Here is a 22,883-nt window from a genome sequence, read left to right as displayed (position 1 = left end):
GGCCTTCGTGCGGCCCGCCGGTGTCACACCTCGTACGCCACGCCCTCCGCGTCCCAGCCCAGCAGCACCGCGTCCGGGGCGACGGCGGCGTCCCGCCAGCGCTCGACGTCCGTGGGGCGCGGGCCGCCGGTGACGACGACGCGGCGCAGGGCGGGCAGCCGGACGTGACCGGCGACGGCCCCGGCCACCAGGGCGGCGAAGAGGCCGGGCGTACCGTCGAAGACGGTCACCCCGCCGCGCTCCACGAGCCGTGCCAGGTGCGGGGGTTCGTCGTGCGGGTCGGCCAGAAGGAGCCGGGCGCCGTTCAGCAGCGGCTCCCAGGGCTCCCGGCCCGCGGGAGCGCTGCCCGGCGGGTGCGCCGCCAGCCAGACGTCGTCCGGACCGGTCCCCAGCAGCGCGGCCGAGCCGTCGAGACGGGCCAGTACGCGGGCGGTACCGACCGCCTGGCCGTCGGCGGGGGCCTCGCGCCCGGCGATGACGAAGGGCCCCGACTTGGCCAGCGGGGTCTCGTCCGCGGCCGGCCCCAGGTCGGTGACCACCAGCGCACCGCCCACGGTCGCGTCCGGGGCGGCGGGCAGGGGGGTGAACCCGGCCCGCAGGACGCCCAGCACTGCCGCCGGGGCGTGCCGGGAGCCCGACAGGCGCAGGGCGACCGGGGAGCCGGGGCGGGCACGGCCCTCCAGCCGGCGGGCGGTCTCGGTGGCGAGCCAGTCCAGTTCGAGGAAGGTCACCTCGCCGTCCGCGTCGGACACGGCGGTACGGGCGGCATAGCGGGCCGCGGTGCGGGCGAACCGCGCGTCGAGCCGGTCGGCGCCCTCGCCGATCAGTGCGAGCAGCCGGTCCACGTCCGCGGCGAGCCGGTCCAGTTCGGGCAGCGCGCCCGGCTGCGGAGCCGGCCCGGGGCCGGAGGGGGTGCTCATCGAGGGCCTCCCGATGGGGCGGGTGAACGACGGGGTGGGTGAGGGTCGTGCACGGCTGTGCCCGCAGCGTGGCGCCCGCCGCTCGAGCGGCGGTGGAACCCGCCGCCCGCCCGTCCGGGGCACCCCCGCCCTCGAGTCCCGCTCGCGGCCCGCCGGAGGATCGCGCCGGCCCGATGGCGGACCGGCGTGCCGCTGCCTACGCTCGGTGCGTTCGCGCTTCGGCTCGCTCCTCCGTAGACGCACGCATATGGAGTTGAGTGCTGCGGCTATGGCTCGTCTCACCGCACAGGAGTTGACTGATCGGCATGACGAACACACAGAACGCACAGACCACGCTGGTCATCGGTGGCACCGGCAAGACCGGCCGCCGCGTCGCCGAGCGGCTCACCGCACGCGGCCTGCCGGTGCGAGTGGGGTCCCGCAGCGCCGAGATCCCCTTCGTGTGGGAGGACCCGGGCACCTGGGACGCCGCACTGGAGGGCGTCGGCTCCGTCTACGTCACCTACTATCCCGACCTCGCCTTCCCCGGCGCCGCCGAGGCCGTCGGCGCGTTCTCCAAGGCCGCCGTCGCCAAGGGCGCGCGGCGCCTGGTGCTCCTCTCCGGCCGCGGCGAGGAGGGCGCGGTCATCAGCGAGGACAAGCTGAAGGAGTCCGGCGCCGACTGGACCGTCGTCCGGGCCAACTGGTTCAACCAGAACTTCAACGAGAGCTTCTTCCTCGAGCCCGTCCTCGCCGGCGAGCTGGCCCTGCCGACCGCCGAGGCCGTCGAGCCGTTCGTGGACGCCGACGACATCGCCGACGTCGTCACCGCCGCGCTCACCGACGACAAGCACATCGGCAAGACCTACGAGCTGTCCGGCCCCCGGCTGCTGAGCTTCCACGACGTGGCCGCCGAACTGTCCAAGGCCACCGGCCGCCAGATCACCTACGTCCCCGTCTCCCTCGACGACTACCGCGCGGTGCTCCAGGAGAACGGCCTCCCGGTCGAGTTCGCCGACCTGTTCGGGCTGATCCTCGACGGGCGCAACGCCAGCGTCGTCCACGGCGTCGAGGAGGCCATCGGCCGCAAGCCGAAGGACTTCTCCGACTTCGCGAAGGACGCCGCCGCCAGTGGTGTCTGGAACGTCTGACCCCGCCCGACACCCCACACCCCGCACCCCACGCCTCCGGCGCCGCCCGCCCGGTTCACAGGACGCACCCGCGCCGGCGGCGCCGGACCCCAGCCCGAAGGCCGGGCGACCGGACCACACCGGGAGGCCGTCATGACCACGACCATGTCCAGCGAACGCCTCGGCACCCTGCCGGACCACTTCCACGGCTTCGCCCTCATGCACGTGGCGATGCGCCGCGACGCGGCCAGGCTGACCGCCGCGGCACCCCGGCTCACCCCGGCGGGCCTCGGCCCGGCGGGCGAGTGGTGGCGCCGCCTGCGGGACGTCATCGACTGGCACCACCACAGCGAGGACGACCTGCTCTGGCCCGAACTGCTGCGCCGCCTGCCGGAGTTCACCGACGGGGCCCGCGAGCTGGCCGGTGACCACACCGCGCTGGACCGGGCCATGGACGCGGTGGGCGCCGCGCTGCGGCCGGGCGGCGACCCCGCGGCCGTGGCCCCGGCCGCCGCCGCCTTCGCCCGTGTCCTCCACGACCACCTGGCGGACGAGGAGAGGATCGTCTTCCCCGTCTTCGCCCGGCTCGCGCCCCGCGACTACCTCGCTCTGGAACAGCGCCTGGTGCGCACCGCGCCCCTGCGGGTGCTCACCCACCTGCCGCCGTGGATGGCCGACGGCGCGCCCCGCCGGTCCGTGGCCCTGGTCGCGGCGACCATGCCGCCGCCCGTGCGGCTGCTGGGCCGCACCGCGCTGCGCCGCCGCTACGAGGCCGGCCTCCGCGCCGTCACCGACCCCGCCTGACCGCCCCGCCGCCCCGCCCGACCCCGTACGCACGCACGGAAGGACCCCGCCGATGCCCGAGGCCGCCCAGCCCGCGCTCACCGCCGCCACCATCGCCATGGGCCTCAGCGCCGGCCTGTACTTCGCCTTCGACGTGTCCGTGCTGCCGGGGCTCGCCCGGGGCGACGACGAGGCGTACCTGACCGCCATGCACCACATCAACGACGCCATCGAGAACGGGCTGTTCGGGCTCGTCTTCCTCGGCGCCTTCCTCGCCACCGGTGTCGCGGGCGGCCGCCTCCAGCGCACCGGCCGGCGCACCGCCGCCCGCTGGACCTGGGCCGCGCTCGCCCTCTACACGGCCGCCGTGGCGCTCACCCTGCGCGTCAACGTCCCGCTCAACCGGCGCCTCGCCGCCGCCTCCGGGCCGTCCGCGAACGCCGGGGAACTCGCGGCGCTGCGCCGGGCGTTCACCACCCGGTGGACACCGTCCAACGCGGTGCGCACCCTCGCCTGCACCGCCGCGCTCGCCTGCCTCGGCCGGGCGCTCGCCTCCTCCCGCGCCTGAGGCCCCACCGGCGCGCCGGGCACGGCGCACCCGAAAGCCGCGCCCGCCCTCCGGCACATCCCCCGCACGGAGGGCGGGCGCACCTCTCCGCCCGAACGAAAGGGGCCGTCCCATGGACGCACTCACCGGCCTGCTCGAAGGCCCCAAGGCGCGCGGCGCGTTCCTGCTCCGGTCCGTCTTCACCCCGCCGTGGGCGCTGCGCGTCGAGGACCGCGCCCCCATCTCCCTGGTCACCATGGTGCACGGCGACGCCTGGGTGCTCCCCGACCACGGCTCACCCGTCCTCATCAGGCCCGGTGACGTCGCGGTGCTGCGCGGCCCCGACGCGTACACCATCGCCGACGCCCCCGGCACCCCCGTCCAGGTCGTCGTCGGACCCGAACAGCGCTGCAACACCACCGACGGCGAGGACGTCACCGAGTCCATGGCGCTGGGCGTACGCACCTGGGGCGACGCCCTCGGCCAGGGCTCGTCGGTGATGCTCAGCGGCACCTACCAGGCGCCCAGCGAGGTCGGCCGCCGGCTGCTGGCCGCCCTGCCCGCCCTGGTCGTGCGCCCCCGGGACGCGGGCGGCCACGACCCCCTCGTCGCCCTGCTCGCCCAGGAGATGGGCCGCGAGGAGCCCGGCCAGGAACTGGTCCTGGACCGGCTGCTGGACCTGCTCTTCGTGAGCGTGCTGCGCGCCTGGCTCGCCGAGCCGTCGGCGGGCGCGCCCGCCTGGTACCGCGCCCAGTCCGACCCCACGGTCGGCCCCGCGCTGCGCCTGCTGCACGAGAACCCGGGCCACGCCTGGACCGTGGAGTCGCTGGCCCGCAAGGTCGGTGTCTCGCGCGCCGGGCTGGCCCGCCGCTTCGCCGCCGTCGTGGGGGAGCCCCCGATGGCGTACCTGGCGACCTGGCGGCTGACCCTCGCCGCCGACCTGCTGCGCGAACCGGACGCGACGGTGGCGACCGTGGCCCGCCAGGTCGGCTACAGCAGCGCGTTCGCGCTCAGCGCGGCGTTCAAGCGGGTGAGGGGCATGAGCCCGCAGGAGTACCGCACCGGGGGAACGGCGAAGGAGGCCCTGCCCCCGGCCGGCCCGTCGCAGACGGTGGTCCTGGGGCGCTGACGCCCCGGGACCAGGCACGGAGGCAGGACCTCCCGGTGGAACGCGGCCGTTCAGCCGGCCAGGTCGCGCACCGCCCGGACGACCGCCCACGGGGCCTCCAGCGGCAGCATGTGCCCGGCGCCCGGCACTTCCTCGAACCGGGCCTTCGGCAGGGCCTCGGCGACGGCACGCCCCAGCGCCGGGGCGATCACCCGGTCGCCCGCCCCCGCCAGGACCACCGCGGGAACGCGCACCGACCCCAGTGCCTCGCGCAGGTCCATGCCGCGCGAGGAGCGGAACGCGTCCGCCCGCACCGACGGCGCCGTGGCCGCGAACATCTGCCGGTTGACCTCCATGGCCCGCCGGTCGGCGCCCTTGCCCATGGTCTGGCCCAGCAGCAGCCGGCCCAGCGCCGGCCGGCGCAGCGCCCGCGAGAACAGGGCGCTGCCCATCATCCGCACCTCGCTGTCGGGCGTGTCCTGGTCGTGCGCGGCCGTGCCCAGCAGCACCAGCCCGCGCAGCGCCCGGGCCCCGGACGACACGTACGACAGGGCCGCGAAGCCGCCGCCGGAATGGCCCACCACCACGGCGTCCGGCGCGTCCACATGGTCCACGACCGCCCCGAGGTCGGCGCCGAGCCGGGCGATCCCGAACGGCTCCCGGCCCGCCGACGAGGCGCCGTGGCCGCGCTGGTCGTACAGCACCACCCGGTGCCCGGAGCGGATCAGCCGGTCGGCGACGGTGCCCCACACCCGGCGGGCGGCCGCCCAGCCGTGCGCGAGGACCACCGTCGAGCCCGACGGGGCGCCGAGCGGGGCGAGGACGGTGACCGCGAGCAGGGCGCCGTCGGACGTGCGTACCGCCGTCTCCGCGGCCGACGGGGCGTACGTCGTCATCGCGTCAGCACCCCGTTCAGCGCCACGAACGCCGCGCTCGTCGCCCGGGAGTGCTCGGCGCCGATGTCGGCCACCTTCGCCAGCGCCTTCAGCCAGCCGTGCGGGCGGCCCCGGAAGTGCATCCCGATCCGGGTCCGGCGCCCCCCGTCCAGCGGGTCGAGCACGAAGTCCGAGGGGCCCCGGAAGACCCCGTCGACGTACTCGACCGACAGCCGCCGGCCCGGCTCGACCGCCGTCGTCCGGGCGGTGAACCGCAGCTTCAGGCCGCCCTTGTCGACGCCCTTGGTGTGCACGGTGACCGCGACCTCGCCGCCCACCTCGTCCGGCGCGCCGGACCGGGCGGCGAAGGTGTTGGCCGGCACCCACCAGCGCGCCCCGCCGCGGAACTCCGCCAGCAGCGCGTCCCACACGACGTCCGGCGGCGCGTCCACGACCGCCTCGTCGATCAGGTCGTACCCGTTCATCCAGCGTCTCCTTAACCGAAGAAGCCCTGGCCCGGCGTGAGGACGTTCGCCGGGTCCCAGCGGCGCTTGGCCCGGTAGAACTCCTCCCAGCGGGTCCCGAAGTGCGCCTTCCAGTCGGCCGGGGTCATCCCCGGGATGGCGCCGACCAGGTACCGCTTGGCGCCCAGCGCCACGGCCCGGTCGTAGAGCTGCCGGTTCTGCTCCAGCATCCGCGGGATGCCGGTCTCGCCCGGGTCGGGGAACCGCAGCAGGTCGAAGAGGTAGCCGACCGACTCGTTCGGCTGCACCGCCAGCGGGCGGGTCACCTTGCGCGTGTAGTACGGGTAGAAGAGCAGGAACCCGCCGCCGAGGCTGCCGGCCGTCAGCTCGCGCTCGACGACCTCCATGAACGCCTTGGTCTTGGAGGCCGGGAGGAACAGGCTCAGCCACGGCTTGGGCTGGTACCAGTGGCCGCTCTCCTTGAGGTACGTCTCGTAGCCGTCCAGCCGGAACATGTAGTCCCGGTAGGCGACGTCCTCGACGACCGCCTGGGCGCGGTTGTCGCGCAGCCCCGCGAGCAGCGCCGCCCGGTCCGGGACGGCCGTGCCCGAGTAGTTGGCCGCGACCTCCATCTTGTAGCGCCAGCCCGAGTCGTCCGGCCTGCGCAGCATCTCGCCGGCCTGGACGTGGAAGCGGTTCTCCGCCATGACCTTCTCGCCGTCGGCGAGGTAGGTGGCGAGGTCGTCGTAGAAGAGGCTGAAGACCACCGACCGCTGCGGGGCGGCGACCAGCTTCACCTTGGCCCGCAGGATGATGGCGGTCTGGCCGCCGCCCGAGAGCACCGAGTGGAACAGGTCCGGGTACGCGGAGGCGGACACCGTCAGCAACTGGCCGGTGCCGGTGACCACGTCCAGCGAGTGGACGTTGTCGCACAGCAGCCCGTACTTCTGCACGGTGCCGCCGATGCCGCCGATGGACAGGGTGCCGCCGATGGACAGGTGCAGATAGTCGGGGAGCGCGGGCGGGGTCTTGCCCACCTTCAGGGCGGCGTCCGTGAGCTGGCCCCAGGTCACCCCCGCCTCCACCACGGCGTTGGTGGCGTTGACGCTGATGATCCTCGACATCGCGCGGGCGTCGATCGAGATGCCGCCCGCGGGCACGGCCGCCTGGCCGTAGACGGAGTGCGACTCCTGGTCGCCGTTGGTGCCGCCCTGCCCGTTGACGGCGATCTTCAGGTTGTTGGCCCGGGCGTAGTTGACCATCCGGACGATGTCCCGGTCCGAGCCGGGCCGCAGCACGGCCCAGGGCGCCGAGGTCTTCATCCGGCCGAAGTCGTGGCGGAAGCGCTCGAGCTCCGCCGCCGAGGTCGTCAGGGTGCCGTCCAGCGCCGGGGCCTCGGCCACGGCGACGCCGTCGGCCACCTCGGCGGCGGTCGCCCACGACTGGCTCGCGGCGCTCCAGCCGACGACCGTGGCGGCGGTGGCGGCGAACCCGCCCAGTACCCTGCGCCGCGAGAGCGTGGTCTTCATCTGCGTGTCTCCCGTTCGGTCATGCGTGGTCAAGGGCGGGTCTTCCGGCGCCGACGCTCGTGGCGAGCCGGTACTCGGCCGGGTCGAACCGGCGGGTGCGGCGGCGGAACCGCCAGGTGTAGGTGGGCCAGATCGACGGGTTGCGGCCGTGCTCGTCGAGGTACCAGCTACGGCAGTTGCCGGCGTTCCACACCGTGCCGTCGAGCCGCCGGCGCACCTCGTCGTTCCAGGCGCGCTGGGCCTCCTCGCGGACCTCCACACTGGCCAGGCCCCGCTTGTCCATCTGCGCCAGCGCGTCGAGGACGTACCCGATCTGCGCCTCGATCATCACCACCTGGGAGGAGTGCCCCAGCGTGGTGTTGGGGCCCAGCAGCAGGAACAGGTTGGGGAAGCCGGCGACCGTCGTGCCGCGGTGTGCCGCCATGCCGTGCTCGCGCCACACGTCCCGCAGCAGTCGGCCGCCGCGGCCGGTGACACGGCCCGCGATGGGCCGGTCGGTGGCCTTGAAGCCGGTGCCGAGGATGATCGTGTCGATCTCGCGCTCGGTGCCGTCGGCGGTGACGATCGACGTGGGCCGTACCTCGGCGATCGCGTCGGTGACCAGGTCGACGTTGGGCTGCTGGATCGCCGGGTACCAGGTGTTGGAGAACAGCAGCCGCTTGCACGCCATGACGTAGTCGGGGGTGAGCCGCTGCCTCAGCTCCGGGTCGGCGACCGACTTCTTCAGGTGGTCGCTCGCCATCTTCTGCATCTTCCCGGCGACCTTGGGCCGCTTCATCACGAAGGCCAGCACCTCGCGGCCCCACATGTTGAAGTTGCGCCGGAAGTTCTGGTAGCCGGGCACCTTGTGCAGCAGCGCCGACTGGAGCGCGCTGGTGGGCTTGTCGTTCTTGGGCCCGATCCACGCCGGGGTGCGCTGGTAGAGGTCCAGCCGCCCCACCTGGGGCTGGATCTTGGGTACGAACTGGATGGCGGAGGCCCCGGTGCCGATGACGGCGACGCTGCGGCCCGTCAGGTCGTGCTCGTGGTCCCACCGCGAGGAGTGGAACACCGTGCCCGTGAAGTCCGCCAGCCCCGGAATGTCCGGGACGGCCGGCTCGGAGAGGTAGCCCGTGCCGGACACCAGCACCTGGGCGGTGTAGTCGCCCTGGGACGTCTCGATGTACCAGCGGCGCGTCGGCTCGTCCCAGCGGGCGGCGAGCAGCTCGTGGCCGAAGCGGATGTGGGGGCGCACACCGAACCGGTCGGCCACGTCACGCAGGTACGCCAGCAGCTCCTCCTGCTTGCCGAACGTGGACTTCCAGCCCGGGTTCTGCGCGAAGGAGAACGAGTACAGGTGCGACATCACGTCGCACGCGGCGCCCGGGTAGGAGTTGTCGCGCCAGGTACCGCCCACCTCGTCGGCCCGCTCGAACACCAGGAAGTCGTCCATCCCGCGCTGGAGCAGGCGGACGGCCATGCCCAGGCCGGAGAAGCCGCTGCCGATCACGGCGACCCGCAGGTGCCGGGTGGGGCCGCCGCCCGTGCCGCCGCCGGTCGGGACGGCCGAAGGGGGTTCGAGAATGCTCGTCACGTCGGCCTCCTCAGCGTCGGGCGATGGTGACGCGGAAGTTGTTGAAGAACTTGTCCTCGAGCGTGTACGCGAAGATGTCCAGGTAGCGCTCGAAGCGGGCGACGACCTCCTCGCCCTCCAGGGCGACGGCCTCGTCCCGGCGCTCGGCGAGCAGCTTCAGCCACGCGCGGCAGGCGACGGCGAACGACTCGCGCTCGTTGACGATCTCGACGACGTCGAACAGCCCCTCGGCGGCCTGCGTCAGCTCGTGCAGGTGCGGGATGTGGCAGTTCTCGAACTCGGAGCGCTGGAGGAACTTCAGGTCGTCCAGGAGCTGCCGGTTCATCGGCAGCGCCTCGGCGGTCATGGTGTGCAGCACGAACCGGGCACCGGGCTTGAGGGCGGCGGCCACCTTGCCGAAGAACACCCGGTACTTCTTGGTGCGCTCGCGCGGCGGCAGCGTGGAGGAGACGAAGTGCTCCAGCGCGTTGATGCAGAACGCCGCGTCGTACGGGTCGTCGGTGGCGTGGTCCTCCCACGACTCCACCCGGGTGGTGATGCGCGGGTTGTCCAGGCCGGCGATGAACCGCTCCTGCGTACGGCTGAGGGTGAGGCCGACGGCCTGCTCCACACCGTGGACGGTGGTCAGCCGGTTGAGCATGGTGCCCCAGCCGCAGCCGACGTCCAGCACCCGGCGGGCCCCGGCGGCGCGCGCCAGCTCGACGAACGTGTCGAGCTTGCGCTCCTGGGCCTCGTCGAGCGCCTCGGTCAGGCCCTCGCCCTCCTCCCAGTACCCGCCGGAGTACATCATCGTGGGGCCCAGCAGGAGGCGGTAGAAGTCGTTGCTCACCTCGTAGTGGTGCCTGATCGCGTCGACCTCGGGGACCGACCTGTCTGCGACCGTCGTCATCTGCGTCCTCAACTCCTCCTGGCGGCGTGCGCTGTCGCCGACGAGGAAAGCGGGTCGCTCGCAACAGATGTGCAAGACGAGCGCCCGGACGCCGTGTTGCGCACGCGTTGCGCGGCCCGGGCTTCGATTCCCCCCGAACGACCGAGCCCCGCGAGAGAGGACCCACCTCATGTCCCTGCCCACCATCGAAGAACTGGCGAGCCAGCTCGAGGCCGTGTCGGGCGCCGAGAAGGTCGACCCCGACCACCCGCTCCAGCACATCGCGGACGTCGACTCGCTGGACCTGATGGAGTGGCTGTACGGCTTCCAGAACGCGTACCCCCACATCCCCGCCGACGAGTCGCTCTTCGCGGACATCGACGACACGACCACGCTGCGCGTCGTCTACGACCGCATCGTCGCGCTCGTGCCGGCGCGGGCCTGAGCGGGACCGCCCGTGAACGGCTTCGACATCACCGGGTGGGGCATGGCCGTACCCGAGCGCGTCGTCTCCAGCCAGGAGCTGGCGCAGCGCTTCGGCGTGGACGAGCACTGGATCGTCAGCCGCTGCGGAATCCGTGAGCGGCGGGCCGTCGGGCCGGGCCAGACGACCGCCTCCCTGGCCGTCGAGGCCGGCCGGCGTGCGCTGGAGAAGGCCGGGCTGGACGGCGGCGACATCGCGCACCTGATCGTCGCCACCGCCACGCCCGAGCAGCCCTCGCCGGCGACGTCCGCGTTCGTCCACCACGAACTGGGCATCGCCGGCAGCGCGCACGACGTCAACTCCGAGTGCGCCGGGTTCGTCTACGGGCTGGTCCAGGCCATGGCGCTGATCAAGATCGATCCGCGTCCGATCCTGCTGATCGGCTCCGACACCCACACCCTGACGGCCAACCCGGCCGACCGCGACCTGTCGATCCTCGTCGGCGACGGCGCGGGAGCGGTCGTGCTCCGGCCGGCCGCCCAGGACCGGGTCCTCGCCTGGAACCTGGGCGCGGACGGGAGCTGCACGGGCAGCCTCAAGGTGCTCGCCGGCGGCAGCCGGATGCCCACCACCGAGGAGACCGTGCGCCAGGGGCTGCACTACGCGCAGATCAACGGCAACGAGATCTACCTCAACGCCGTGCGGTACACCGTGCGCACGGTGCGCGAGACGCTGGCCGAGGCGAAGGTCGAGGCGGCGGACGTGGACCACGTCATCCCGCACCAGGCGAACATCAGGATCATCAACTCGATCCTGAGCCACACCGGGCTGCGGCCCGAGGCGCTCGTCGCCAACCTGCACAAGTACGGGAACACGGCCTCCGCCTCCATCCCGATCGCGCTGACCGAGGCCCTGGACGAAGGCCGCGTCAAGGACGGCGACCTGGTGCTGCTGGCCGGGTTCGGGGCGGGCATGACCTGGGGGTCGGTCCTGCTGGAGTGGGGCGGGGTGAAGCGATGAGCGCCAAGCCCGCGGGCAGCCGCCCCGAGCGGCCGGTCGCCCTCGTCACGGGGGCGTCCGGCGGGCTCGGTCAGGCCCTGGCAATCGAACTGGACGCCCTCGGCTGCCGGGTCGCGGTCCACTACAACAGCTCCGAGGAGCGCGCCCGGGCCGTCCAGGACAAGCTCACCCACGACTCGGTCGTGGTGGGCGGCGACGTCGGCTCGTACGAGGCCGTCACGGCGATGTACGGGGAGATCGCCGACCGGCTCGGACCCGTCGACGTGCTGGTCAACAACGGCGCCATCCGCAAGGACGCGCTGATGGCGATGCAGTCGCCGGCGGACTGGGCGGACGTGATCCGCACCAACCTGATCGGCTCCTTCCACACCGCCCGCGTGGCCGTGCCGCACATGCTGCGGCAGCGGTGGGGGCGGGTGATCAACGTGGTGTCGCCGTCCGGGCTGATCGCGACGGCGGGCCAGACGGCGTACTCCGCGTCGAAGGCCGGCCTGATCGGCTTCACCCGCACACTGGCCGCCGAGTGCGGCAGGCGCGGGGTCACCGTCAACGCCCTCTCGCCGGGCTTCATGATCACCGGCATGACGCAGGACCTCCCCGACCGCGTCAAGGAGGGCATGGAGTCCAAGGCCCCCGTGCCCCGGTTCGTCACGGTGGAGGAGGTCGCCCGCAGCGCCTCCCTCTTCCTGGACCAGGACTGCATGACGGGCCAGGTGATCAGCATCGACAGCGGTGTCTCCATCACCTGACACGGTGACGACGGGGCCCGGGCACGCACATGGTGTCCGGGCCCCGCGGCATGGCGCGCGGCCACAGGCGCCGTTGACGGCGGGGCGGGGCGGCGGCCGGTCATGCGCGACGCGCCGGAAAATGCTTCGAACACCTGGACGCGGCGCCTTACGATCAGCGCTCGTGACCGATCACAGACGCCGACTCCTCGGGCGTGGACCCGACACCGCCGCGCGCCCCGCGGGCCCGAGTTCCCCGCACGGGCGGCCCAGGCTGATGGCCGCTCAGGCCGACCTGGACACCGCCCCCTTGCGGGACCTGAACCTGCCGGACCTGGACGAGCTGCGGCACCGGGGCGTGCTCGACGCACACGCCCTGACACACTGACACCCGTGACGACGACGCGCCGCCCGCTGGGCCCCGGCCCCCGCCCCGACTCCACGACGACGGACGACCGCGACCGGCGCGGCCGCACCGTGGCGGAACTCGCGGCCGGCCTCGCCCCGGCCCCCGCCCCCGCGGGGCGGGAACCGGAGCAGCGGCCGGCCGCACGACGGCACCTGGGTCCCGGCCCCCGCCCGAGCGGCGCCGCGTAGAAGACCCGGGCCGGGAAGCCCGGGTCCGCCAACCGGCTCGCGGCAGCGCCGGGACCGGCCGCTCGGGGCGCCTCAGCGCGGCGGCGACAGGGCCTCGAAGGCACCCAGCAGCACCGGGTCCACGGCGTCCGGGACGCCCGGCTCCGGGCGGGCGGGGCGGCGCCGCGGGGAGGGGCCGGAGGCGCGCAGCAGGTCCAGGTACGCCCGCTGGGTCTCGGCCGCCGGGTCGATGCCCAGCTCCTCGGCGAGCACCTCGCGCAACTGGTGGTACGCGCGCAGCGCGTCGGCCCGGTTGCCCGCCGAGGCGTGCGCGGTCATCCGGCAGCGGTAGGCGCTCTCCCGGAACGGCGCACGGCGCACCGCCTCGTCCGCGTACCGCAGCCCGTGGTGCTCGTCGCCCAGGGCGGACGCGGACAGGCTCGCCAGCTCCAGGGCGGACAGGCGCAGTTCGTCCACCCGCTCGCGCACGGCGCCGACCCACTCGCCGTCGTGCGCCGGCAGGAACGCACCGCGCAGGTTGGACACCGCGCCGGCGGCCAGTTGCCGCGCCACGGCGTGGGCGCCCTCCGCGAACGCCTCCCTGGCCTCGGCGACCGCCACTTCGGCCGCCTCCACGTCGACCGCCGTGTCGCCCGGCAGCCGCAGCAGGTAGCGGCCGCTGCGGGCGATCAGCGGTGTCTCGCCCGGCTTCTGGTGCGGGCTGGTGACATAGGCGCGCACCCGGCTGACGACACTGCGCAGGGCCGACGCCCAGGTGTCCGGCAGCCCGTCCGGCCACACCGTGTCGGCGAGCTGGTCGCGCCCGGTGCCCGCCGCGCGTTCCAGGACCAGCCGGGCGAAGGCCACCTGGGCCTGGGCGCTCGACAGGTGCTGAGGCGGAGCACCGTCGTGTTCGATGGTGACGAGTCCTACGAGTCTGATCAGCAAAGCTGAATCCCCCAAGACATCGGCGGCCCCTGGCCGAAAGCGCGTGAGCGCCGCGTGAAAAGGGCCGCGGACCATTATCGGGCCGATCGTGAGACCGGTTCCCTTTCCCACTCCCTTTCCCGTCCATTCGACCGTACCGGCGTCTCGTAGAACTGTTCAACCATGGCCGGAAACATACCGCCGTGAATAGTCGGAACCCTCCCGTCCGGTATTTCCCGCTCTCCTGTCCGGGCGCTCCGGAATGGCAAATTGCGCGCGTCTTGCGGCCGCCGCCTAGAAATGACGTCGCGTTGGGTCAGAGCGAGAAGGACGAGCTGCCGTGGATGAGGAGACGCACGTGAACGCACCCGGAGCATGGGATCGCCTGGAGCCGAAGCTGGCGGCCACCCGACGGCGGGTGCGGGCGCTCGAGTCGGAGCCCGGCCGCCGCAACAGCTTCGTGGCGTACACCGTCGAACGCGACAGCGCCTACGCCGATCTCGACGGGCGCCGGCTGCTGATGATGTCCGGATACAGCTACCTCGGACTGGCCGGTGACGAGCGCGTCGTCGCCGCCGCCAAGGCCGCCGTCGACCTGTACGGCACCGGAAACCACGGCGTGCGCGCCCTGGCCGGGACCATCCCGCTCCACGAGGAGCTGGAGGCCGAGGTCGCCCGGTTCGCCGACCGCGAGACGTCCATGGTCTTCGGGTCCGGCTACGCCGCCAACGTCGGCACCGTCGGCGGCCTCGTCGGCCCCGGCGACACCGTCTTCATCGACAAGTACGACCACGCCTCGATCGTGGACGGCTGCCGCCTGTCCGGCGCCACGGTCACCCGCTTCCGCCACAACGACGTCGACCACCTCGACCGGCGGCTGCGGGCCGCCGGACCCGACGGCGTACGCCTGGTCGTCGTCGACAGCGTCTACTCCATGGACGGCGACATCGCCCCGCTGCCCGAGCTGCGCAAGGTGTGCGACGAGCACAACGCGCTGCTCATGGTCGACGAGGCCCACGCCCTCGGCGTCATCGGCGCCACCGGACGCGGCATCGAGGAGCACTTCGAGGGGCGGGCCCGGGTCGACATCAAGCTCGGCACCCTCTCCAAGGCCATCCCCTCCATGGGCGGCTGGGTCGCCGGACCGGCCGACCTGATCGGCCACCTGCGGTACGCGGCGCGGCCGTTCCTGTTCTCCGCCGCCCTCGGCCCCGCCCAGGCGGCCGCCGCCCTGGAGTCGCTGCGCATCCTCCAGCGCGAACCGGAACGGGTCGCCCACATCCAGCACCAGTCCGAACGGCTGCGCCGGGCCCTCAACGCCGGGGGCCTGCGCACCCAGGACAGCGAGACCGCCGTGCTGCCCCTGATCGCCGGCTCCGACGAGGCGGCGTACGACCTGGCCACCACCTGCCGCCGCAACGGCGTCATCGGCCTGCCCGTGGTCACCCCGGCCGTCCCCAACGACCTGGCGCGGCTGCGGATCGCCGTCACCGCCCGGCACACCGAGGCCGACATCGACTTCGCGGCCGAGGCGTTCCTGACCTCCGCCCGCGAGTGCGGCATCCTCCCGGCCTGAGAGGACGGACACCGTGTCGACATCCCCCGGGCCGCCCGTCGTCATCACCGGCATCGGCGTGGTCACCCCCGCCGGCTGCACCCCCGGCGAGCTGTGGGCCGCCCTGCGCGCCGGCCGCTCCACCGCCGCCGCGCTCACCCACCTCGACCTGGCCCGCCACCGGGTCCGCATCGGCTGCCGGGTCCGCGGCCTGGACGACCTGGACCTGGTGCCCGCCAAGGAAGCCCGCCGGATGGACCCCTTCGCGCTGTACGGGACGACGGCGGCGCTCGCCGCCCACCGGGACGCCGGGGCCCCCGCCCCCGACCCGGCCCGCACCGCGATCGTCGTCGGCAACGCCGTGGGCGGACGGGCCACCAGCGACCGGGAGTCCGCGCACTTCACCACCGACGGCCCGCACCGCGTCAACCCCCTGATGCCGCTGATGACCATGCCGAACGCCGCGGCCGCGCAGATCGCCATGCGGCTGGGGTGGACCGGGCCCGCCACCACCATCGCCACCACCTGCGCCAGCGGGGCCGACGCCATCGGCCAGGCGATGCTGCTGCTGCGCACCCACCGGGCCGACGTGGTCGTCGCCGGTGGCTGCGAGTCGACGCTGACACCCGTCACGCTCGCCGGGTTCGGCAACCTCAACGCCGTGTCGCTGCGCAACGACGCGCCCGAGCGGGCGTCGCGGCCCTTCGACGCCGACCGGGACGGGTTCGTGATGGGCGAGGGCGCCGGCTTCGTCGTCCTGGAAAGGGCCGACGACGCCCGGGCCCGGGGCGCGCGCCCCTACGCCGAGGTCGCCGGGTACGCCGCCACCTCCGACGCCCACCACCTGTCGATGCCGCTGCCGGACGGCGCGGGCGCGGCCGCCGCCATGGCGGCCGCCATCGCGGGGGCGGGCCTCGCCCCGTCCGACATCGCCCACGTCAACGCCCACGGCACCTCGACCCCGCACAACGACCGGGCCGAGGCCACCGCCCTGGCCAAGGTCTTCGGCACCTCCGGCCCCCCGGTCACCGCGCCCAAGGGCGTCATCGGCCACCTCATCGGCGCCGCGGGCGCCGTCGAGACGATCGCGGCGGTGCTGGCGATGCGCGCCCGCGAGGTCCCGCCCACCGCCAACCACGAACGCCTGGAGCCAGGAATGGACATCGACGTGGTCCACACCCGACCCCGCCCGATCCCCTCGGGCCCCGCCCTGTCCAACTCCTTCGGCTTCGGCGGCCACAACGCCTCCGTGGTCGTGGTGCCGGCATGACGACCACCCCCGAGGCCACCCGCACGGACCGGCGTACCGCCACCGCCGCGGAGATCGCCGCCTACCGTGCCGCCGCGCGGGCCGGGCTGCCCCCGGCCGCCCACGCGCAGCCCTCGCCCGTGCACGCCTTCGTCCTCGCCCACACCGCCGCCGACCGCACCGTGCGGTCCCTGACCGGCGGCGAGGAGGCATCGGTGGTCCACCTCGGCCAGGACATCCAACTGGAACGGCCGGTACGCCCCGGGGAGCCCGTGACCGTCGCCGTCGACGTGCTCGGCGCCCGCCGGGAACCGCGCGGCACCCGCGTCGCGGTGCGCACCCGGCTCACCGGCGCCGACGGGGCCGCCCCCTTCGCCGAGCTGGTCACCGGTGCCCTGCTCGTGGGCGTGAGCGGCATCGAACCCTTCGGCGACATCCCCTCCGGCGGCGCCCCCGCCCCCGAAGGCCCCGCCGGTGAACCCGCCACCGCCACCCACCGGCCGACCCCCGGCGGCATCCGCGCCTACGCGCACGCCTCCGGCGACCTCAACCCCATCCACCTCGACCCCGGGGCGGCCCGCTCCGCCGGATTCGACGGCGTCATCGCCCACGGCATGAGCGTCGTCGCCCTGGTGTGCGAGGAGATCGCCGACCGGTACGCGGACGGCGACATCACCCGCCTGACCGCGCTGGGCTGCCGCTTCTCCGGCCCCGTCCTCCCGGACGAACCCCTCGACATCACCCTCCAGCCGGACGCCGGCCCCACCGTCGTCCGCTTCACCTGCCGCACCCCCAAGGGCCCCGCGGTCAAAGCCGGCTGGGCCCGCCTCAGCCCCGCGAGCAAGGAAAGGACGTCATGAGCAACACCGACACCATCAAGAAGTTCGTCATCGAGGAGTTCCTGCCGGACCTCGGCGCCCACGAGCTGGCCGACGACCACGACCTCCTCTCCGACGGTGTCATCGACAGCCTCGGCGTGCTGAAGCTGATCGCCTGGGTCGAGGACCACTTCCAGCTCGCCGTCGGCGACGCCGACCTCGACCCCGACAACTTCCGCAGCGTGGCGGCGATCGACGCGTTCATCGCCGGCGCCCGCCAGGGCGTGGGCGGCTGACCATGCACGACGCGCTCACCGGCCTGCTCGCGCGGCGCCCGGTGGCCGAGCGCGAGACCTGGCGCTCACTGTGGGACCGGCTCGGCGACGGCACGCTCGGAAAGGAGCAGGCCGTCGCCCTGCTGGCCTCCCTGACGACCCGGCTCCCCGGCCCCGAGACGCTGCGCGCCCTGCTGGACTCGCTCCTCGAACGGCGGCCCGCCGCGCCCGCCGGCCGCTGGGGCGCGACCGTCAACGTCGTCGGCACCGGTGGGGGCCCGGCGACCTTCAACATCTCCACCGCGTCCGCGTTCGTGGCCGCCGCGGCGGGCGTACGGGTCGTCAAGACCGGCTCGCGCGCCTACACCTCCCGCCTCGGGTCGGTCGACCTGCTGGAACGGCTCGGGGTACGGCCCACGGCGTCGTACGCGCACACCGAGCGCACCCTGGAGGAGTACGGCATCGCCTTCGCCGGGCCCTTCGTCTACCCGGCCGAACTGGCCCGGCTGGCCCGCACGGTGGCGCCGCTGGGCATGAAGCCCTTCGGGGGCTTCCTCAACGCCCTCGGGCCCTTCCTCGCCGATCTGCCCGTCACCGCCCAGGTCACCGGCGTCTCCCACACCATGCCCCTGCCCGCGCTGCGGGACCTGGCGGCCACGGTGACGGACCGCCGGGTGTGGCTGACCACCAGCACCGAGGGCGCCGACGAACTGCTGCCCTTCGCGGACAACACCCTCCACACCGCCACCGGCACCCTCGTGCTGAAGGCGGGGGAGCTCCTCCCGGCCGGCGGATCGCTCGACGAGCTGCGGCCCGCCGACCCCGCCGCCGCCACCGGCCACTTCCTCGACGTCCTGTCCGGCGCCGCCGGCGCCACCGCCACCCGGACCGTGTGCCTCAACGCCGCCGCGCTCGCGGTGGCGAGCGGCCACGCCACCGACTGGCCCACCGCGCTCGCCGCCGCCGAACGGGCCGTCGCCACCGGCGCCGCCCGCGAACTCGCGGAACGGATGCGCGCCGCCCGCCCCACCGCCGCGGGGGTGCGCCGTGGCTGAGTTCTTCCCCCGCGACGCCGCCACCGCCGGGCCCGGCCTCGCCCTGTTCCTCAACGCGGGCGACCCGCCGCCCGACGTCCTGGAGGACCTCGTCCTCATGCTCGACGAGGAAGGCGTCGAGTGCCTGGAACTGGCCGTGCCCTTCCCCGACTCCGTCACCGACGGGCCGGTCGTCCGCCGCTCCGCGCGCCGCGCCCTGGACCGGGGCACCGGCCTCGACGGCGTCCTGGAATTCATCGCCCGCGTACGCCCCCGGCTGCGCCACCTGCGCATCGCGCTGCTCGCCGACTGGAGCCACTCCCTGAAGCACCGGGACCTGGCCGGCGCCACCCGCGACATCGCGGCGAGCGGCGCGGACGGGCTCCTCGTCCACGCGCTGCCGCCCCGGCTGCGCACCACGTACCACGTGGCGGCCCGCGACGCCGCGCTGCCCGTGGTGACCACCTGCTACCAGCGCAGTTCGGAGGCGACCATGGCGGAGGCCGCCGCCCACGCCTCCGCCTACCTGTATCTCGTGGCCCACTACGGGCGCAGCGGCACCGCCCCCGCCGCCGGGCACGCCGCCCTGGCCGGCACGGTCGCCGCGCTCCGGGCCCGTACGACGTCCCCGATAGCCGTCGGCTTCGGGGTCAGGACCCGTGACGACGTGGAGGCCGTCCACGCCTGCGGAGCCGATGCGGTGATCATCGGCTCGGCGGGCGTCGAACGGATCGAGCGCGCCCTCGACGAGGGCAGTGACCCGGTCACCGGCTTCCGCGACTTCGTCCGGTCCGTCCGCCCGCCCGTCCAGATCCGAACCGGGAGTTGAGAAAATGATCATCCGTGACATCGAGGACGTGAAGACCGTCGAGTGGGGCAACGGCCTCAGCCGCCGCTTCCTGCTCGCCTCGGACGGCGTCGGCTACTCGCTCACCGACACCGTCGTCCGGGCCGGCACCAAGTCCCGCCTCCAGTACCGCAACCACCTCGAGGCCTGCTACTGCATCGAGGGCTCCGGGGAGGTGATCGAGCTCGACGGCACCTCGCACCCGATCACCCCGGGCGTGCTGTACGCGCTCGACCAGCACGACCCGCACTACCTGGTGGCCTCGCCGGACGAGGACCTCCGCCTGGTGTGCGTCTTCAGCCCGGCCCTTCAGGGCGACGAGGTGCACAGCCTCGACGAGCACGTCTCCTCCGCGTACTAGGCGGTCCCCAGTGATCCGATGGAACACCGACCAGGCCGCCCTCCGGGACGGCCTGGTCCGGTGGGGTGAGGCGCTCAGCGCCGACCACATAGAACACGACGAACGGGCCGTGTTCTCGTGGGACAAGTGGAAGCTCGTCCGCGAGACCGGCATCCTCGCCCTGCCCTTCGACGAACGGTACGGCGGCCTCGGCCAGTCGCTCCTGACCACCATGTACGTCCTGGAGGGGCTCGGCGAGCACTGCCGTGACGCCGGACTGAGCTTCTCGGTGACCACCACCCTGGCCAGCACCGGCGTACCCCTGGAGAAGTTCGGCACGGCCGGACAGAAGGAGAGGTACCTGCCCGGGATCTGCTCCGGCGAGCTGATCGGCGCCCACGCCATCACCGAGTCCGAGGGCGGCTCCGACGCGATGGCGATGACCACGCGCGCCGAGCGGGACGGCGACCACTTCGTCCTGACCGGGGCCAAGACGTTCGTCAGCAACGGCCCCGTCGCCGACGTGATCGTGGTGTACGCGCGGACGCGCCCGGACGGCGGCCCGCTCGGGGTCACCGCGTTCCTGGTGGACCGGGACACCCCGGGGCTGACGGTCGGCCGGCCCATCAAGAAGATGGGGCTGCGCACCTCCCCGCTGAGCGAGCTGTACTTCGACGGCTGCCGTATTCCCGCGGACCGCGTCCTCGGCCGCGTCGGCGGAGGATTCATCGTTCTCGACCACGTGATGAAACGTGAAGTCCTCTTCTCGTTCATCGTCAATGCCGGGGAAATGCAGCGGCGGCTCGCCCAGGTCGTGGACTACGCGCAGACGCGCCGCTCGTTCGGGAAACCGATCGGTGCGTACCAGTCCATCGCCAACAAGATCGTCGATACGAAAATCGGGCTGGAGACGGCACGGAAATGGCTGTACGACACCGCGGAACGGCTCGTCTCCGGCGAGAACGTCACCACGGACCTGGCCATCGCCAAGCTGATCACCAGCGAGGCCAACGTGGCCAGCAGCCTCGCCGCCGTCCAGATCTTCGGCGGGCACGGCTACATGACCGAGTACGGGCTCGAACAGGACGTGCGCAACGCCGTGGGCGGCACGATCTACTCGGGCACCAACGAGATCCAGTACAACCGCATCGCCTCGATGCTGGGACTGGGTAAGTGACCACGGCACCCGCACGGGTTCTCCCGGGCCGCGCGGCCGCCGCCCCCTCGGCGGCCGCGCCACCGCCGCCCCGAGCCCCGTACCGAAGGAGCAGCACCCATGACCTCCCGCTTCATCGAGGCCCTGCTGACGGCCGAACGCCCGCTCATCATGGAGATCAAGCGGCGTGACGCACACGGCATCGACCTCATCGCCGGACGCACCCCCGCCGACATCGTCGCCGCATACGAGGCCGCCGGCGCGCCGTGCGTCTCCGTGGTGACCGGACGCTGGTTCGGCGGCACTCCCGACCTGCTCCGGGACGTCGCCCGGCTCACCGACCTGCCGCTGCTCCAGAAGGACTTCATCACCCGGCGCGACCAGCTCACCACCGCCGGGGAACTCGGCGCCTCGGCCGTCCTGCTCACCGCCGCCCTGCTGCCCGTGAGCGCCCTGCGCACCCTGGTGGAGGCCGCGCTGCGCACCGGGCTCACCCCGTTCGTCGAAGTCACCTGCGAGGCGGAGGTGGCGGCCGTCCCGCACGCCGCCGACTGCGTCATCGCCGTCAACAACAAGGACATCCGGACGCGCGAGCGGGACGCCGGCGACATCGGCCGCAGCCTCGCGCTGCTGCCCGCGCTCCAGGCGGCCGGCACCCCCTGCCCGGTCAGCGCCAGCGCCATCGACACCCCCGTGACGGCCACCCGCCTGCTGGACGCCGGATACCGCGGCCTGCTGATCGGCACCGCACTGCTGCGCGCCGCGGACCCGCTCACCTGGCCCACCGCCGCGCCCGTGGGCTGACACCGCCCGCCGCCCGCCCGTACGACGAGGGCCGGGACCGCCACCGCGGCCCCGGCCCTCTGCGGCGTCCAGCCGCCTCAGCTCACCACCCGGTTGACGAGCTGGTCGCGCACGCGCGCCGGGATCTCGGGCGCGAACCGCTGGAGGTAGGCGTCCAGATGCCGGTCCGCGCCCACCAGGAACGGCAGGTCGAAGACGAGCAGCCGCCGCACCGCCAGCAGCGGCACCGGCGCCCGCAACGGGCGGAAGTCCTCGTTCCACAGCCCCGGTTCGTCACAGACCGGATGGAACTGGCCGATCATCAGCCCGTCCGCGACGAACGTGTCCTTCGCCGCCCGCTGCACCTCGTCCAGCTCGCCCGAGTCCGACGGGTCGAGCCACGGCAGCAGCATCAGCACGGTCAGCAGCTCGCGGTCCTCCTCCGTGAGGTCCGCCGACAGCTTCTCGTACCAGTCCCGCAGCCCCGCCACCGCCTCCGCCGGCGTGCCGCCGCCCTCCTGGGCGGGGAGCGCCAGCAGGAACAGGCCCTTGCGCAGCGACGGCTGGGTGTAGGGGCACACCGGGCCGGTGCGGCCCAGCTCCGGGTGGCCCGACACCAGTACCCGGCGGCTCCAGTCGAGGACGTGGCGCAGGGCCGGCAGGTGGCGGTGCGGCGCCAGGCCGGCGTCGATCTCCTCCGGCGACCAGATCAGCAGCCGTTCGTCGCCCCTCACCGGGCGTCCCGCCACATCGGCCGCAGCACGGGACCGCCGTCCGGCAGCGCGATGTCCCCGCCGAACCGCCCGAAGCCCAGGCGCCGGCACGCGGCCTCGCCGCCCGGCGAGCTGGCCTCGGCGTACGTACCGCAGGCGGCCGCGTCGGCACGCGCCACCAGGTGCTCCAGCAGCGCCGTCATCAGCCCGCCCCGCTGGGCGGACGGCCGGACCGCGCCGAAGGAGACGTAGTAGTGCGGCCGTCCGGCCGGGTGGTGCCGTGCCTGGAGCGCGCCGATGGTCGCCAGCGCCCCGGCGTCGTCGCCGAGCACCGCGGCGAACCGCTGGTGCAACTCGTCCCCGCGCGCCTCCGTCTCCTCCCACGCGCCGGGCGGCAGGAACAGCAGGACGGCGTCGCGGTCCTCGTCGGTGAGGACCCCGTCGTACGCGAACGACAGGTCGAGGAAGACGCGGAAGAAGCCGGGCAGGACCCGCTCCCTGCGCCGGGTGTCCGGGGTGATCCAGCGGGTCAGCGGATCGTCGAGGAAGGCGCCGGCCAGCAGTGCGGCCAGCTCGTCGGTGTCGGCCCGCGACGCCCGGCGTACCACGCCGCGCCCCACGGGAACCGGGATGGAGGACAAGAAAGCACCCTTCACGGTCGG

27 protein-coding genes are annotated in these 22,883 nt (G+C 73.9%); 18 read left to right on the top strand and 9 right to left on the bottom strand.

From position 1 onward, the window contains the following. Positions 1-23: 23 nt before the first annotated feature. Positions 24-920, bottom strand: coding sequence for an AMP-binding protein (locus E2B92_RS26620; protein ID WP_126889488.1), 897 nt, complete (start codon positions 918-920; stop codon positions 24-26). Positions 921-1,225: 305 nt separating this feature from the next. Here E2B92_RS26620 and E2B92_RS26615 point away from each other — a divergent pair, with 305 nt between their 5' ends. The 4 genes from E2B92_RS26615 (at position 1,226) to E2B92_RS26600 (ending at position 4,488) form a co-directional block, all read left to right on the top strand. After that, positions 1,226-2,050 (top strand): NmrA family NAD(P)-binding protein, encoded by an 825-nt coding sequence (locus tag E2B92_RS26615; RefSeq protein WP_126885417.1) that lies wholly within the window; start codon positions 1,226-1,228, stop codon positions 2,048-2,050. 132 nt (positions 2,051-2,182) lie between these two features. After that, positions 2,183-2,833, top strand: a complete 651-nt coding sequence (locus E2B92_RS26610; protein ID WP_126885416.1) for a hemerythrin domain-containing protein — start codon at positions 2,183-2,185, stop codon at positions 2,831-2,833. Between the two features lie 52 nt (positions 2,834-2,885). After that, positions 2,886-3,380 carry an anthrone oxygenase family protein gene (locus E2B92_RS26605; protein ID WP_126885415.1) on the top strand — a complete coding sequence of 165 codons (495 nt, stop codon included), beginning with the start codon at positions 2,886-2,888 and terminating at the stop codon, positions 3,378-3,380. 112 nt (positions 3,381-3,492) lie between these two features. Continuing rightward, positions 3,493-4,488: an AraC family transcriptional regulator gene (locus E2B92_RS26600; RefSeq protein WP_126885414.1), complete on the top strand. Its 996-nt coding sequence runs from the start codon at positions 3,493-3,495 to the stop codon at positions 4,486-4,488. Between the two features lie 50 nt (positions 4,489-4,538). Here the strand turns inward: E2B92_RS26600 and E2B92_RS26595 are convergent, their stop codons facing one another. From E2B92_RS26595 to E2B92_RS26575, 5 genes are read right to left on the bottom strand one after another with little or no spacing between them, the layout of a single operon-like run. After that, positions 4,539-5,363 carry an alpha/beta fold hydrolase gene (locus E2B92_RS26595; protein WP_126885413.1) on the bottom strand — a complete coding sequence of 275 codons (825 nt, stop codon included), beginning with the start codon at positions 5,361-5,363 and terminating at the stop codon, positions 4,539-4,541. Next, positions 5,360-5,827 (bottom strand): SRPBCC family protein, encoded by a 468-nt coding sequence (locus E2B92_RS26590; protein ID WP_235023993.1) that lies wholly within the window; start codon positions 5,825-5,827, stop codon positions 5,360-5,362. The genes E2B92_RS26595 and E2B92_RS26590 overlap by 4 nt, the downstream gene beginning before the upstream one ends. A gap of 11 nt (positions 5,828-5,838) precedes the next feature. Then, positions 5,839-7,335 (bottom strand): FAD-binding protein, encoded by a 1,497-nt coding sequence (locus tag E2B92_RS26585; protein ID WP_126885412.1) that lies wholly within the window; start codon positions 7,333-7,335, stop codon positions 5,839-5,841. 19 nt (positions 7,336-7,354) lie between these two features. Further along, positions 7,355-8,908 (bottom strand): flavin-containing monooxygenase, encoded by a 1,554-nt coding sequence (locus E2B92_RS26580; RefSeq protein WP_126885411.1) that lies wholly within the window; start codon positions 8,906-8,908, stop codon positions 7,355-7,357. A gap of 10 nt (positions 8,909-8,918) precedes the next feature. Further along, entirely contained in the window at positions 8,919-9,797 is an 879-nt protein-coding gene (locus E2B92_RS26575; protein WP_126885410.1) for a class I SAM-dependent methyltransferase, read from the bottom strand. Positions 9,798-9,966: 169 nt separating this feature from the next. Between E2B92_RS26575 and E2B92_RS26570 the strand changes: the two genes are divergently transcribed. From E2B92_RS26570 to E2B92_RS26550, 5 genes are all read left to right on the top strand, one after another. Beyond that, positions 9,967-10,221 (top strand): hypothetical protein, encoded by a 255-nt coding sequence (locus E2B92_RS26570; RefSeq protein WP_126885409.1) that lies wholly within the window; start codon positions 9,967-9,969, stop codon positions 10,219-10,221. Between the two features lie 12 nt (positions 10,222-10,233). Then, complete coding sequence (locus tag E2B92_RS26565; RefSeq protein WP_126885408.1) at positions 10,234-11,220, top strand: 3-oxoacyl-ACP synthase III family protein; 987 nt, start codon at positions 10,234-10,236, stop codon at positions 11,218-11,220. Further along, positions 11,217-11,969: an SDR family NAD(P)-dependent oxidoreductase gene (locus E2B92_RS26560; RefSeq protein WP_126885407.1), complete on the top strand. Its 753-nt coding sequence runs from the start codon at positions 11,217-11,219 to the stop codon at positions 11,967-11,969. Before E2B92_RS26565 ends, E2B92_RS26560 begins: the two co-directional genes overlap by 4 nt. Positions 11,970-12,132: 163 nt before the next feature. Beyond that, complete coding sequence (locus tag E2B92_RS26555; RefSeq protein ID WP_126885406.1) at positions 12,133-12,336, top strand: hypothetical protein; 204 nt, start codon at positions 12,133-12,135, stop codon at positions 12,334-12,336. Between the two features lie 5 nt (positions 12,337-12,341). Then, positions 12,342-12,545: a hypothetical protein gene (locus tag E2B92_RS26550; protein WP_126885405.1), complete on the top strand. Its 204-nt coding sequence runs from the start codon at positions 12,342-12,344 to the stop codon at positions 12,543-12,545. Positions 12,546-12,617: 72 nt separating this feature from the next. On the opposite strand, the gene E2B92_RS26545 is transcribed toward E2B92_RS26550, so the two are convergent. Further along, positions 12,618-13,472 (bottom strand): AfsR/SARP family transcriptional regulator, encoded by an 855-nt coding sequence (locus tag E2B92_RS26545; RefSeq protein WP_126885404.1) that lies wholly within the window; start codon positions 13,470-13,472, stop codon positions 12,618-12,620. Positions 13,473-13,809: 337 nt separating this feature from the next. Here E2B92_RS26545 and E2B92_RS26540 point away from each other — a divergent pair, with 337 nt between their 5' ends. The 9 genes from E2B92_RS26540 to E2B92_RS26500 all read left to right on the top strand — a co-directional run bounded on the left by E2B92_RS26540 (position 13,810) and on the right by E2B92_RS26500 (position 21,529). Next, on the top strand, positions 13,810-15,027 hold the full coding sequence (locus E2B92_RS26540; RefSeq protein ID WP_126885403.1) for an aminotransferase class I/II-fold pyridoxal phosphate-dependent enzyme: 1,218 nt from the start codon (positions 13,810-13,812) through the stop codon (positions 15,025-15,027). Positions 15,028-15,040: 13 nt separating this feature from the next. Further along, on the top strand, positions 15,041-16,276 hold the full coding sequence (locus tag E2B92_RS26535) for a beta-ketoacyl-[acyl-carrier-protein] synthase family protein (RefSeq protein WP_126885402.1): 1,236 nt from the start codon (positions 15,041-15,043) through the stop codon (positions 16,274-16,276). Beyond that, complete coding sequence (locus E2B92_RS26530) at positions 16,273-17,115, top strand: MaoC family dehydratase (RefSeq protein WP_133087716.1); 843 nt, start codon at positions 16,273-16,275, stop codon at positions 17,113-17,115. Before E2B92_RS26535 ends, E2B92_RS26530 begins: the two co-directional genes overlap by 4 nt. Then, complete coding sequence (locus E2B92_RS26525) at positions 17,112-17,369, top strand: acyl carrier protein (protein ID WP_133087715.1); 258 nt, start codon at positions 17,112-17,114, stop codon at positions 17,367-17,369. Before E2B92_RS26530 ends, E2B92_RS26525 begins: the two co-directional genes overlap by 4 nt. Before the next feature lie 2 nt (positions 17,370-17,371). Further along, positions 17,372-18,403, top strand: coding sequence for a hypothetical protein (locus tag E2B92_RS26520; protein WP_126885401.1), 1,032 nt, complete (start codon positions 17,372-17,374; stop codon positions 18,401-18,403). Then, entirely contained in the window at positions 18,396-19,211 is an 816-nt protein-coding gene (gene trpA, locus E2B92_RS26515) for a tryptophan synthase subunit alpha (RefSeq protein WP_126885400.1), read from the top strand. Before E2B92_RS26520 ends, trpA begins: the two co-directional genes overlap by 8 nt. A 4-nt stretch (positions 19,212-19,215) precedes the next feature. Continuing rightward, positions 19,216-19,590 (top strand): ectoine synthase, encoded by a 375-nt coding sequence (locus E2B92_RS26510; protein WP_126885399.1) that lies wholly within the window; start codon positions 19,216-19,218, stop codon positions 19,588-19,590. 10 nt (positions 19,591-19,600) lie between these two features. Continuing rightward, positions 19,601-20,746 carry an acyl-CoA dehydrogenase family protein gene (locus tag E2B92_RS26505; protein ID WP_126885398.1) on the top strand — a complete coding sequence of 382 codons (1,146 nt, stop codon included), beginning with the start codon at positions 19,601-19,603 and terminating at the stop codon, positions 20,744-20,746. Positions 20,747-20,845: 99 nt separating this feature from the next. Continuing rightward, entirely contained in the window at positions 20,846-21,529 is a 684-nt protein-coding gene (locus E2B92_RS26500; RefSeq protein ID WP_126885397.1) for an indole-3-glycerol-phosphate synthase, read from the top strand. Positions 21,530-21,606: 77 nt separating this feature from the next. Here E2B92_RS26500 and E2B92_RS26495 read toward each other — a convergent pair whose 3' ends face one another. Then, entirely contained in the window at positions 21,607-22,242 is a 636-nt protein-coding gene (locus tag E2B92_RS26495; protein WP_126885396.1) for a DUF6875 domain-containing protein, read from the bottom strand. After that, positions 22,239-22,862, bottom strand: coding sequence for a GNAT family N-acetyltransferase (locus E2B92_RS26490; RefSeq protein ID WP_235023992.1), 624 nt, complete (start codon positions 22,860-22,862; stop codon positions 22,239-22,241). The genes E2B92_RS26495 and E2B92_RS26490 overlap by 4 nt, the downstream gene beginning before the upstream one ends. Positions 22,863-22,883 lie beyond the last annotated feature (21 nt).

Source organism: Streptomyces sp. WAC05374 (genome assembly GCF_004353505.1).
GTDB lineage: Bacteria > Actinomycetota > Actinomycetes > Streptomycetales > Streptomycetaceae > Streptomyces.
Note: the sequence above shows the minus strand (reverse complement) of the source record. Positions and strands in the feature narration are given on the sequence as shown.

Bases quoted from the DNA above. Each gene is read 5' to 3' on its own strand.
- E2B92_RS26620 (WP_126889488.1), bottom strand. From the start codon at position 920: ATGAGCACCCCCTCCGGCCCCGGGCCGGCTCCGCAGCCGGGCGCGCTG.
- E2B92_RS26615 (WP_126885417.1), top strand. From the start codon at position 1,226: ATGACGAACACACAGAACGCACAGACCACGCTGGTCATCGGTGGCACC.
- E2B92_RS26610 (WP_126885416.1), top strand. From the start codon at position 2,183: ATGACCACGACCATGTCCAGCGAACGCCTCGGCACCCTGCCGGACCAC.
- E2B92_RS26605 (WP_126885415.1), top strand. From the start codon at position 2,886: ATGCCCGAGGCCGCCCAGCCCGCGCTCACCGCCGCCACCATCGCCATG.
- E2B92_RS26600 (WP_126885414.1), top strand. From the start codon at position 3,493: ATGGACGCACTCACCGGCCTGCTCGAAGGCCCCAAGGCGCGCGGCGCG.
- E2B92_RS26595 (WP_126885413.1), bottom strand. From the start codon at position 5,363: ATGACGACGTACGCCCCGTCGGCCGCGGAGACGGCGGTACGCACGTCC.
- E2B92_RS26590 (WP_235023993.1), bottom strand. From the start codon at position 5,827: ATGAACGGGTACGACCTGATCGACGAGGCGGTCGTGGACGCGCCGCCG.
- E2B92_RS26585 (WP_126885412.1), bottom strand. From the start codon at position 7,335: ATGAAGACCACGCTCTCGCGGCGCAGGGTACTGGGCGGGTTCGCCGCC.
- E2B92_RS26575 (WP_126885410.1), bottom strand. From the start codon at position 9,797: ATGACGACGGTCGCAGACAGGTCGGTCCCCGAGGTCGACGCGATCAGG.
- E2B92_RS26570 (WP_126885409.1), top strand. From the start codon at position 9,967: ATGTCCCTGCCCACCATCGAAGAACTGGCGAGCCAGCTCGAGGCCGTG.
- E2B92_RS26560 (WP_126885407.1), top strand. From the start codon at position 11,217: ATGAGCGCCAAGCCCGCGGGCAGCCGCCCCGAGCGGCCGGTCGCCCTC.
- E2B92_RS26530 (WP_133087716.1), top strand. From the start codon at position 16,273: ATGACGACCACCCCCGAGGCCACCCGCACGGACCGGCGTACCGCCACC.
- E2B92_RS26525 (WP_133087715.1), top strand. From the start codon at position 17,112: ATGAGCAACACCGACACCATCAAGAAGTTCGTCATCGAGGAGTTCCTG.
- E2B92_RS26520 (WP_126885401.1), top strand. From the start codon at position 17,372: ATGCACGACGCGCTCACCGGCCTGCTCGCGCGGCGCCCGGTGGCCGAG.
- E2B92_RS26510 (WP_126885399.1), top strand. From the start codon at position 19,216: ATGATCATCCGTGACATCGAGGACGTGAAGACCGTCGAGTGGGGCAAC.
- E2B92_RS26500 (WP_126885397.1), top strand. From the start codon at position 20,846: ATGACCTCCCGCTTCATCGAGGCCCTGCTGACGGCCGAACGCCCGCTC.